Below are 8,798 nucleotides of genomic sequence, written 5' to 3' on the forward strand. Positions count from 1 at the left end.
GGTCCGCCCCTGTCCCTGGTCCGCCCCTGTCCCTGGTCCGCCCCTGTCCCTGGTCCGCCTCCGTCCCGGTCCGCTCCGTCCCGGTCCGCTCCCGCCCCGCTCCGGCTGGCGGACGCCCCCGCCACGCAGGAGAGCCGTCGAACTCGGAAGATCACGACCGGACGAGCTCCACGTGGTTCACGCTCTCCGCCGCCCGCCGCGTCCGTCGGCAGCCCGCCGCGTCCGTCGGCCCACTCCTTCCCTGTCCTCTCCTGCCCTGTCCTCTCCTGCCCTGTCCTCTCCTGCCCCGTCCGGTCAGGAGCGTCCAGCCGCGGCGACCGCTCCACGCCGCCCGTGCCGCCACCCGTGCCTCCGCCCGTGCCGCCGCCCGACCTCAGCGGATGCCGCTGCGCGCGAACCCCTGCACGAAGTAGCGCTGGAAGCACAGGAACAGCAGCACCATCGGCAGCACCGACACCAGCGCCAGCGCCATGCTCGCGCTGTAGTCCGGCGTCGATTGGCCCTTGAGGTAAAGCAGGCCGATCGGCAGCGTGAACAGCTCGTTGTCCTTCAGGGCGATCAGCGGCCAGGCGAAGTCGTTCCAGCTGCCGAGCAGAGTCAGCAGGATCAGGACGGCGATCAGCGGCTTCGAGAGCGGCAGCACGATCTGCAGGAACACCCGCAGGTGGCCGGCGCCGTCGATCCGCGCCGCCTCGATCAGCTCCTCCGGGATGGAGAGGAAGAACTGCCGGGCGAGGAAGATCCCGAAGGCCGCCGCTGCTCCGGGCAGGATCACCGACCAGTAGGTGCCGTAGATCTGCAGTCCGGTCACGAGCTTGAACTGCGCGACCATGATCGCCTGCACCGGGATCATCATCGTGGCCAGTGCGAGCAGGAACAGCAGGTTCCGCCCGGGGAAGCGCAGCCGCGCGAAGCCCCAGCCGGCCAGCAGGTTCACCACGACGGTGAACACCGTGACGAACACCCCGATCACGACCGAGTTGACGAACCACTCGCCCACGGGGAAGCGCGCGAACACCGTCGCGAAGTTCTCGAACGAGATCTCGCTCGGCCAGAAGCGGGGCGGGCCGGGCGCGAACACCTCGCCGCGCGGCGAGAAGGCGATGACGAGCATCCAGTACAGCGGGAAGAACACGACCGCCGAGGCGACGATCGCGACGACGAGGCGGACGACGAGTCCGGAGCGGGAGCCGTCGCGGCGGGAGGGACGCCGGCGCGGGGTCTCGCGGGCGGTGGCCGCGGCGACCGCGGCGGGCGTGGTGACGGTGGAGGACGACATGAGGGCTCCTAGTCGACGAGGTCGCGCGTGCGGCTCGTGCGCCACTGCAGGTAGGTGAAGGCGAGGGAGACCAGCAGGATGACGACGCCGAGCGCGGCGCCGTAGCCCTGCTCGCGGACCTGGAAGCCGTTGCGGTACGCGTAGGTGCCGAGCACCGACGTCGAGAAGCCGGGGCCGCCGCCCGTCATCACGAAGACGATGTCGAAGACCTGGAACGAGGCGATCACGTTCATGATCAGCAGGAAGAAGGTGGACGGGCCGACCAGCGGCACCGTCAGTGCGCGGAACTGCTGCCAGCGCGTCGCTCCGTCGATCCGCGCGGCCTCGTAGAGCTCGGGCGAGACGCTCTGCAGGCCCGCCAGGTAGATGACCATGTTGAAGCCGATCCGCAGCCACACCGCGGTCAGCATCACCGAGATCATCGCCGCGGAGCCGTCCGACTGCCACGCGACTGGCGAGGCGCCCAGCGAGCTCAGCACCTTGTTCACGATGCCCGAGGACTCGCTGAAGATCGTGACCGCGATCATCCCGGAGGCGACGCCCGAGATCACCAGGGGCAGCACGATCACCGTGCGGAAGATCCCGCGCGCGGGCAGGACGGAGTTGAGCAGCACGGCCAGGCCGAGGCCGCCGGCGAGCTCGAGCGGCACGGTGACCGCGGTGAAGAGGAGCGTGTTGCCCAGGCTCTGCCAGAACACCGGGTCGGCGCCCATCCGCAGGTAGTTCGCGAAGCCGACCCACTCGGGCGTACCGAAGCCGCGCGACTCCTGGAACGAGAGCTGGATCGCCCAGAGGATCGGCACGAACAGGAACAGCGCCATCAGGAGCAGGTTCGGGCCGACGAAGCCGAAGCCGGCGAGGGCCTCGCGCCTGCGGGCCGACCGCGGCCGGGCGGAGGAGCCCGCCCCGCCGCGGAGGGTGGTGGCGGTCATCAGCTGGTCGCCTGCTGGATGGCCGCGTCGAGGCCGGAGAGGGTCTCCTCGGTGCTGCGCCCGCCGACGAACGCCTCCTCGAGCTGGTCCTGCATCGCGACGGAGATCTTCGCGAGGAACGGCGAGGTGAGCTGCTGCACGTCGCGCGGCGTGATCGTCGCGGCCTGCTCGACGAAGACTGGCATCACGTCCGGGCGCACCGCGAAGTCGATCGACGCGGGGTCGATGTCGGACCGGGTGGGCAGCTCGTTCGTCGCCGCGCAGAACTCGGCCATGGTGTCGGCCTGCGTCATGAACGAGAGGAACTCGGTCGCGAGCTCCGGGTTGTCGGTGTCGGCCGTGGCGACGAGGGCGTTGCCGCCGAGGTCGGTCGCGCCGCGCTCGTCGACGGGCATCGGCGTGGCGGTCCACTCGAAGTCGGCGAGGTCGTCGATGTCCGGCACGAGGAAGGACCCGGCGAAGGCCATCGCCGCGGTCTGCTCCGTGAAGAAGGAGTCGGCGTAGGTGGCGGACTTCACCGAGCTGGTCGGCGGGACCCAGTCGTTGTCGAAGAAGCTCTTGGTGAAGTCCAGCGCCTTCGCGCCGGCGGCGGAGTCGATCGCCGGAGTGGTGCCGTCCTCCTCCAGGAGCGTGCCGTCGGCCTCGAACAGCCAGCTCAGCCAGCGGGGCGTGCCGCCGAGCTGCCAGTTGTAGACGAACGGGTACTGCTCGGCGGGCAGGCTCGCGCGCAGCTTCGCGGAGGCGTCGGCGAACTCCTCCCAGGTCCACGCCTCGTCGGCGGTGGTCGGCACGTCGGTGATGCCGGCCGCCGCGAGCAGCTGCGTGTTCACCAGCAGCGCCGACACGTCGGTCTGGTGCGGGACGCCGTAGGGCTTCCCCTCGAACGAGACGGCCTCCTGGAACGCGGGCGTGAAGGAGCCGAAGTCGCCGATCCGGTCGGTCAGGTCGAGCAGCTGCTTCTGGCTGGAGTAGACGCCGAGGTTGCCGTAGTCGACGCGGAACACGTCGGGGGCCTCGCCCGACGACAGCTGCGCGTCGATGTTGCTGAACATCTGGTCGTAGGGGACGACGTTGAGCTCGACGCTCGCCCCCTCGTGCTCGGCCTCGAAGTCGGTGATCAGCGACTCGAAGGCCGCCTGCTCGGACTCGCTGGCCCAGGTGGTGAAGGTGATCGAGTCGGCGTCGGCCGAACCGCCGCCTCCTCCTCCGAAGCCGCTGCAGCCGGTGAGGGCGGCGGTCGACGCCAGGACGGCGGCGAGAGGGATGAATCGTCTGCGCATGGGTGGTCTCCTGCTGTGAAGGGTCGGACGGGGGCGGGGTCGGAGGGCCGCGTCAGGCGGGGCGGCGGAGGGCGGTCTCGACGAGCGAGACGAGGCCGTGCGGGCCGAGCTGGCCGGCGAGCAGGTCGAGCGGAGTGGGGACGGGCAGCGCCGAGGCGGCGCGGCCGAGGCGGGAGGCGGGCACGGGGGCGGCCTCGCGCTCCTCCGGCTCCGAGTCGGCGAGGGCCAGCGCGACAGTGGCGGCCACGTCCTCGACCGCGCGGACGCAGCCGAAGCGGACGATCCGCTCGTCGTCGATCAGGGCCTCGCCGTAGCCCGCGCGGAACGCCGAGCGCTGCACGTCGCTGATCGGCCGCGAGTAGATGACGCCCAGCTCGATCAGGAGCAGGTCGGCCTCCCGCGGGGCGACGGTGGCCTCGTCGAAGTCGATCAGCCAGGGGCGGCCGCTCTCGTCGATGACGACGTTGCCGGGATGCGGGTCGCCGTGGAGGGGCACGCGGGAAGTGGGCGTGCGGGCGCGCTTCAGCCGCCGCTCGGAGCCGGCGAGGGCGTCGAGGCGGGAGCGGTTCGCGCGCCACAGCGCGGTGAGGCGGGGGCGGGGCTCCGGCTGCGCATCGATCCTCTCGTCGGTCTCGGCGAGGAGGTCGGTGAGCGGACGGCGGACACGGCGGATGCCCCGCCGCACGGGAGGCGCGAGGGTCGGCGGCTCGGCGTCGTGCACGGAGCGCAGGACCGCGCCGAACCCCTCCCAGTCGAGGGCGTCCTCGCCGGAGTCGACGGCGTCCTCGCCGAGGATCCACGGCGCGACCGAGACCCGCAGCCCCCGGTCCTCCGCCCAGGGGCGCCCGTCGGAGGCGCGGTGCGGCGCCGCGACGCCCGGCACCCCCGCCTCTCCCAGCGACGCCGAGAGCGCGAGTCCGAAGCGCCCGTCGCGGGCCGACGCCTTGACGCTCCACAGCGCCCCGGAGCCGTCGGCCGCGCACCAGACGCGCGCTCCGTGGTCGAGTCCGCCGACGACGGGCTCCAGGTCGACGAGGCCGACGCCGAACTCGCGGCGCACCAGAGCGCGCGCCCAGGCGCCCGCCTCCTCGATCGTGTCCATCCCGCTCATGCTGACGTGCGGGTGCCCCGCGAGCAGGTGCTTGCGCGATCGATGATCGTAGGCATTGGTGCGGGCTGAGCCGCGTCTCAGGCTCGGGCTCCGGGCCGCCCGACGAGGAACCACGCCATCGACCCCAGGAAGGGCGCCACCACGACGGCGATCGTCCACAGGCCCTTCCGCAGGGGATCGAGGCCGGAGCGGAGGACCTGCGCGACCGCGAGGATCGCGACTCCGAGATACGCGGCCCCGCACAGGGCGGCGACCACGCTGGTGCCGAGCAGTGACATGTCCATCGCCCGACGCTACGCGCGGCGCGGCGCTGCCGGATCCGCCGCGGGGCGGAGACTCCCGGCGATGCGCAGCGGGCCTCGCTCAGCGGCCGAGGACACCGGTGATCGTCCGCGCGCCGTCGGCGGGGAAGAGGGCGAGCCGCTGCTCCGTCCCCTGCTGCCGGACCGTGAGAACGGGAGCCGCGAGCGCGTGACCGTGGTGGTAGCCCGTCACCGACTCGGGGGCGTCCCCGGCGGTGAGGGGCAGGAACGCGATCGGCGAGAGGTCCGCGTCGGCGCGGAACAGCGAGAGCGCCCTCGCGGTGACGACGGCCAGCAGCACGGGGTCCGGCTTCGCCGCGCGCAGCGCCGGGAGGTCGACCGCGGCTCCGGCGACCGCGAGCGTCCGCAGCGAGGCCAGCGTCTCCGGAGTGTTCAGCACCGCGGTGACGCCGCCGTCCGGATGCTCGGCCCGCAGCCTCTCGAGGCTCGGCCGGGACCACCGCTCCTCGACGCGCCGCCGGAGCCCGAAGCCGAGCCCCGCGACGATCACCGCCGCCACCGCGAGCACCACGCCCCACCCTCCGTAGAGCTGGTAGGCCCGAGCGCCCGACCACGCCGCCGCGACGACCACCGTCGCCCCGAAGAACGCCTCGCTTCCGAGCGATCGCAGCCGGGTCGACTGCACCTCCTGCGTCACGAGCGCTCCTCCGGGTCGGGCGGACCTCCGGGCGGGATCACGTCAGCGCATGATCCCACCGGCGCCTGCGGGTCGGGCGGGGATCCGTCCCCTCGCGCGAGGCCGGCTCAGCGCCCGCGCCGCGCCCGCGGATCGGTGAGGAGCCGGACCGGGGGGAGGTCGGCCAGGTCGGGGGACACGAAGCCCAGCACGTCGGAGTGGTGGTCGGCGGAGGCCCGGCGGAGGAAGGACCAGCACTTGAGCGAGGACGGGCGCCGGTCGAGGGGGAGGGGAGCGGCCTCCACGATGATCACGGTGGCGGAGCGGTGCAGGATCCGCACGGGCACGCGGCTCTCGCGGCCGTCGACGGTCCAGCTGGAGACGCCGCGGATGCGGCCGTCCTCGCGGTCGACGCCGACGGTGAGGACGCTCCGGAAGTCGTCGGACGCGGCGCCCATGCCGATCTGGAAGTCCCCGTCGGCGCCGTCGAGCACGAAGGCGACGTCGAGTCCGCGGCGGTGGCGGACGGTGAAGGTGGCGAGCAGGGGACCGCTCCCGAACCTCGGGGCCTCGTCGCGGGCCTGCCGGACACGCTGCTCCGCGTCGTCCCTGTCCATGGAGCCACTCCTGCCGTTCGGGCGGAGCGGGGCCCGCGCGCCCGTCGAGCCTAGGGGGAGCGGGGCGGCGTCACCCCGCGCGAGGCAGCGTCACCCGGAAGCGGGCGCCGACGGGCCTCGCCTCCGCCACGAGGTCGCCGCCGAGGGCCCGGGCCAGCCCGCGCGCGATCGGCAGGCCGAGGCCCGAGCCGCCGTCGGCGCGGTTGCGGGCGTCGTCGAGGCGGACGAGGCGGTCGAAGACGCGCTCACGGTCGGCCTCGGCGATGCCGGGGCCGTCGTCGTCGACGGTGATCGTGACGGAGTCGGCGGCCGCCTCGACGGCGACGTCGATCCGGGAGCGGGCGAAGCGGGCACCGTTCTCGAGGAGGTTGCCGAGCACCTGAGCCAGCCGGTCGGCGTCGGCGCTGACCAGGAGCGGCTCGGCGGGCCGGTGCAGCTCGATCGCGAGGCCCGGGCGGCGCAGCTCCTGGCGCTCGATCGCGGCCTCGGCGACGCCCGCCGGGTCCAGCGGACGCGACTCCAGAGCCAGGCCCTCGTCCAGCCGCGCCATCAACAGCATGTCCTGGATGAGGCGGCCCGCGCGCAGCGACTCCCGCACGACGTGCACGGAGAGGCGCTCGCGCTCCTGCTCGCCGCCGTCGCCGCGGACGAGCGCGTCGGCGGCGGCCTGGATGCCGGCGACCGGCGTCCGCAGCTCGTGCGCGGCGTCCGAGACGAACGCGCGCATCCGCTGCTCCGCCGCGAGGGCCGTCGCCTCGGCGGCGAGGGCGCTGCGCTCGGCCTGCTCGAGGTCGTCGAGCATCTCGTCGAACGCGGTCGCGGTGCGGCCGAGCTCCGTCCGCGGACGGGAGGGGCGCAGCCGCCGCCCGCGGTCGCCGTGCGCGATGTCGCGGGCCACGTCGGTCATCCGCTCGAGGGGCCGGAGGGTCGCGCGGACCACGACGATCAGCGCGAGGGCGGCCAGCACGAGGAACACGGCCGACGCGGCGAGCAGGATCCCGTTCAGCTGCGCGAGGGTGCTGCCCACCGATCCGGCCTCGCTGGTGAGTTGGAGTCGGGTGCCGTCGCTGAGGGTCGACTCGAGGGTGATCAGCTCGTCGTCGGCGGCGACGCTGCTCGAGACGACGACGATGACGGCGGCGGAGGCGGCTCGGGGCGGGACGGCTCCGGAGGAGGAGCTCGTGCCGGGCGGCGACGGCGGCTCTCCGAGCTGGTCGGCGGCTCCAGGGCCCAGGCGCAGCTGCTCCGGGCTCGGCCCGGCCACGACGTCCTCGCCCTCGGGGCTCGTGATCCGCACCGAGACGCCCTGCGCCGAGAGGCGGGAGGCGAGGGCGTCGTCGGCGATCGTGCCGACCAGCGCGGCGGCGGCGGAGGCGCGGTCCTGCAGCCGCTCCTCGATCTGGTCGCGGAGGCGCTCGCCGAGCACCGCCTGCACCGTCGCCGAGAGGGCCAGGAGCAGAACGGCCAGCAGCGCGAGCACGGCCAGGACGGTGCGGAGGCGGAGGGAGCCGGTCCGCAGGGCGCCCGGCTGGGAGCGGCTCACGCCTCCACCCGGTAGCCGAGGCCGCGGACGGTGTGCACGAGCCGGTCGCCGTGCGCCTCCATCTTCTTGCGGAGGGAGCTGAGGTGCACCTCGACGAGGTTCGGGTCGACGTGGTCGTAGCCCCAGACCTGCGTGAGGATCTGGGTCTTGGTGAGGGTGCGGCCGCGGTTCCCGGCGAGGAAGGCGAGGAGGCGGAACTCGGTCGCGGTGAGGTCGAGGGCGACGCCGCCGCGGCGGGCGCGGCCCGACTCCGGGTCGACGACGAGGTCGCCGATCTCGACGACGGACGGGATGCGGCCGCGGCGGCGCAGCACGGCGGTCACGCGCTTGACGAGCTCGGCGAGCACGAACGGCTTCACCACGTAGTCGTCGACGCCCTCGTCGAAGCCGCGGAGGCGGTCGTCGACCGCGTCGCGGGCGGTGAGCATGATCACGGCCGCGTCGCTGCTGCGGCGGATCCGCTCGGCGAGCACGATGCCGCTCGGGCCGGGGAGCATCCAGTCGAGGATCACCAGGTCCGGAGCGAAGGTGCTCAGCTCGCGGGCGAGGTCCTCGCCGGAGACGAGACCGCGGACCGTGAAGCGCTCGCTGCGCAGCGCGGTCTCGACGGAGGAGCGGATGGCGTCGTCGTCCTCGATGAGGAGCACACGGGCGGAGGAGGGCATGTGCTCGAACCTAGGGGCCGCGGATCGGGGCGCACCCGGCGTCTGCTGTGGAGGGTCTGTTCTTAAGTCCGGCTTCAGATTCGCCTTCGAATCTGAGATGGAACCGGCCGCAACCGATCCCGAACGGGGTCGGCACCGGGCCGGAACGAGGAGACACCCATGACCGAGTCGACCACCCCCGCCGAGAAGGGCTCGAGCTTCGGGCCGCGCCGTCCGAAGAAGCGCGCCCTGACCATCGGCATCGCCGTCGGCGCACTCGGACTCGTCGCGCTCGGCTCGACCGCCGCGTTCGCCTTGACGCCGTCGAGCACGCCGACCTCCAGCGCCACACCGCTGCACTCCACCTCGACCGGTGCGCCGTCCACCGGTGCGCCGTCGACCGACGCGCCCGCCGAGGGCACCGCTCCCACCCCGCCCGGCCCCGGCCGGTGC

9 protein-coding genes and 1 pseudogene are annotated in these 8,798 nt (G+C 73.5%); 1 reads left to right on the forward strand and 9 read right to left on the reverse strand.

Features of this window, described 5'->3' with window-relative positions:
• Window positions 1–373 precede the first annotated feature (373 nt).
• The 9 genes from C5C63_RS16420 to C5C63_RS16460 all read right to left on the reverse strand — a co-directional run bounded on the left by C5C63_RS16420 (window position 374) and on the right by C5C63_RS16460 (window position 8,366).
• The gene (locus C5C63_RS16420; RefSeq protein ID WP_104234603.1) at window positions 374–1,279 is read right to left on the reverse strand and encodes a carbohydrate ABC transporter permease; all 906 of its coding nucleotides are present in this window, start codon (window positions 1,277–1,279) and stop codon (window positions 374–376) included.
• Window positions 1,280–1,287: 8 nt separating this feature from the next.
• On the reverse strand, window positions 1,288–2,211 hold the full coding sequence (locus C5C63_RS16425) for a carbohydrate ABC transporter permease (RefSeq protein WP_104326450.1): 924 nt from the start codon (window positions 2,209–2,211) through the stop codon (window positions 1,288–1,290).
• Entirely contained in the window at window positions 2,211–3,491 is a 1,281-nt protein-coding gene (locus C5C63_RS16430; RefSeq protein ID WP_258065484.1) for a sugar ABC transporter substrate-binding protein, read from the reverse strand. Before C5C63_RS16430 ends, C5C63_RS16425 begins: the two co-directional genes overlap by 1 nt.
• A 52-nt stretch (window positions 3,492–3,543) precedes the next feature.
• The gene (locus C5C63_RS16435; RefSeq protein WP_104326451.1) at window positions 3,544–4,593 is read right to left on the reverse strand and encodes an aminoglycoside phosphotransferase family protein; all 1,050 of its coding nucleotides are present in this window, start codon (window positions 4,591–4,593) and stop codon (window positions 3,544–3,546) included.
• A gap of 86 nt (window positions 4,594–4,679) precedes the next feature.
• Complete coding sequence (locus C5C63_RS16440; protein ID WP_104225196.1) at window positions 4,680–4,886, reverse strand: PLD nuclease N-terminal domain-containing protein; 207 nt, start codon at window positions 4,884–4,886, stop codon at window positions 4,680–4,682.
• Between the two features lie 79 nt (window positions 4,887–4,965).
• Window positions 4,966–5,562 carry a hypothetical protein gene (locus C5C63_RS16445; protein WP_104251186.1) on the reverse strand — a complete coding sequence of 199 codons (597 nt, stop codon included), beginning with the start codon at window positions 5,560–5,562 and terminating at the stop codon, window positions 4,966–4,968.
• A 107-nt stretch (window positions 5,563–5,669) separates the two neighbouring features.
• Window positions 5,670–6,158, reverse strand: a complete 489-nt coding sequence (locus C5C63_RS16450; RefSeq protein ID WP_104225194.1) for a hypothetical protein — start codon at window positions 6,156–6,158, stop codon at window positions 5,670–5,672.
• Between the two features lie 70 nt (window positions 6,159–6,228).
• Window positions 6,229–7,701 carry a cell wall metabolism sensor histidine kinase WalK gene (locus C5C63_RS16455; RefSeq protein WP_104292996.1) on the reverse strand — a complete coding sequence of 491 codons (1,473 nt, stop codon included), beginning with the start codon at window positions 7,699–7,701 and terminating at the stop codon, window positions 6,229–6,231.
• Complete coding sequence (locus tag C5C63_RS16460; RefSeq protein ID WP_104225192.1) at window positions 7,698–8,366, reverse strand: response regulator transcription factor; 669 nt, start codon at window positions 8,364–8,366, stop codon at window positions 7,698–7,700. The genes C5C63_RS16455 and C5C63_RS16460 overlap by 4 nt, the downstream gene beginning before the upstream one ends.
• A 159-nt stretch (window positions 8,367–8,525) precedes the next feature.
• Between C5C63_RS16460 and C5C63_RS16465 the strand changes: the two are divergent.
• Window positions 8,526–8,798 (forward strand): annotated as a pseudogene (locus C5C63_RS16465) (hypothetical protein); the annotation flags it as partial.

The organism is Rathayibacter sp. AY1B8, assembly GCF_002932775.1.
Classification (GTDB): Bacteria; Actinomycetota; Actinomycetes; order Actinomycetales; family Microbacteriaceae; genus Rathayibacter.